Origin of the sequence: Paenibacillus popilliae ATCC 14706 (genome assembly GCF_000315235.1) — a bacterium.
GTDB classification, from domain to species: Bacteria; Bacillota; Bacilli; order Paenibacillales; family Paenibacillaceae; genus Paenibacillus_B; species Paenibacillus_B popilliae.
In genome coordinates this window covers 1-1,661 of sequence record NZ_BALG01000437.1, presented here as the reverse complement: position 1 = coordinate 1,661, position 1,661 = coordinate 1, and the positions used below count along the sequence as shown (strand labels likewise).

At 43.5% G+C, this 1,661-nt stretch carries 2 protein-coding genes; both read left to right on the top strand.

Annotated elements, in window-relative coordinates:
• Positions 1-189 precede the first annotated feature (189 nt).
• Positions 190-723 (top strand): hypothetical protein, encoded by a 534-nt coding sequence (locus PPOP_RS18100; RefSeq protein WP_006288120.1) that lies wholly within the window; start codon positions 190-192, stop codon positions 721-723.
• Between the two features lie 374 nt (positions 724-1,097).
• The coding region (locus tag PPOP_RS18095) for an IS256 family transposase (RefSeq protein WP_006288119.1) at positions 1,098-1,661 on the top strand (564 nt) is incomplete at its 3' end.

Here is a 1,661-nt window from a genome sequence, read left to right as displayed (position 1 = left end):
ATGCGCTCCGTCCATAACGCTTGTAAACTCGTTTCCATTTTGAATCCATCCTTTCGTATGCGTGATGGATTCATTGTGACTGTTTTGACTTGCTTTGCACAGGTGGGATTGGTTTGACGCTTACCGTCAACGGAACAGCCAGAGTTAGATGAAAACCTCTCATCGCGTCCAACAGAAGAAGAAATCGCAGTGGTGGAAGAGAGAGAACAACAGTCGCAACCACCTACTAATGGCATTTCGGAAGTCGGCGTTACGAAAAACGCTGAAAAAAGCGCTGTGAGTAACGCTGAGGAAAGTGCCGGAAAGGCGTCTAAGGGGACGGGTGAAACTGAGAAATACTATAGAACAATGAGCCAAAAAAATTATAATTATTTGGTTAATACAGGAAAAGTACCGGCTACCAAGGAAACTTGCATCTCACCATCAAGAGAGTACGCAGCACAATATGATGGGGTTTTGGTTGAGTTTGAAGTTGCTACTGGAACGACGAAAGCTTTGGAAGCAGTAGGAGTAAGAAATAACACAAAAGAATTAATTGAAAAATATCCTGATTTACCTACTGCCTCTAAATCGTGGAATAAGAAAAATGCTTACTTTAAAGTTGAAGGACGGAAAGGGAAGAAAGCGATTGGTGAAACCCAAATTACTATTGGTTTGGGAACGGGTCAAGCGTTGGGAATATTCAATAAAAATATAATAAAGTTTAAGGAGATCCCAAGATGAAGATTCAGACAAATTATTGCACATTGATCCCAAAGCATGAGAAAAAGTTGGCCATGAATCCAGGCTGTTGATTACCCAAATTATTTTATGTCAAAATAATTTCGATTCTCCTAAAACAATGCAATGAATCCGTAACTTCCACTCGACGGGAAGCGAACAGAAAATAAGTAATCGGGGAAACGAAAGAACAGCATGCCGAGGCAAGCCGGTGTTGAGTTCGTAAAATAGATTGTGCAAACTCTAAAACCTACTAAAACCTACTAAAACATGGTAAAATCAGAATAGAAGAAAGGTTGATCTAGGGTCTGTAAAATAGATTGTGTAAACTCCAAAACCTACTAAAATGGAAGTAAAAGAAAGGTTGTGGAGAACACATGGGACTGTGGACGAAAGAGCAATTGCGAGCGTTTATCAAAGAGAATAACCTGGTTACCGCTCAGGATGCACAGAATGCCTTGAAAAACCTGTTCGCAGAAACGTTGCAGGAAATGCTCGAGGCCGAGATGGACACCCATCTGGGCTACAAGAAGCATGACGTGCAGAACAAGCGGACGAGCAATAGCCGTAATGGGAAAAGTAAGAAGACAATCACAAGCGAGTATGGCGAGCAGAAGATTACGGTTCCCAGAGACCGTCAGGGCGAGTTCGATCCGGTGGTTATCCAAAAGCATCAATCCAACGTAACGGGCATCGAGGACCAAATTATCGCGCTCTACGCCAAGGGTGTCAGCACGCGAGAGATTCAAGATCACCTGCATCCGTTGTATGGCATCGATGTCTCGCCAACGATGATCTCGAACGTGACAAACAAGATCGTTCCACTCATCAAGGAGTGGCAGAATCGCCCGTTGCAAACCGTTTACGCTGTCGTGTTCCTGGATGCAATCCACTTCAAAGTGAAGCAGGACGGCGCCATCGTGAACAAAGCGGCTTATATG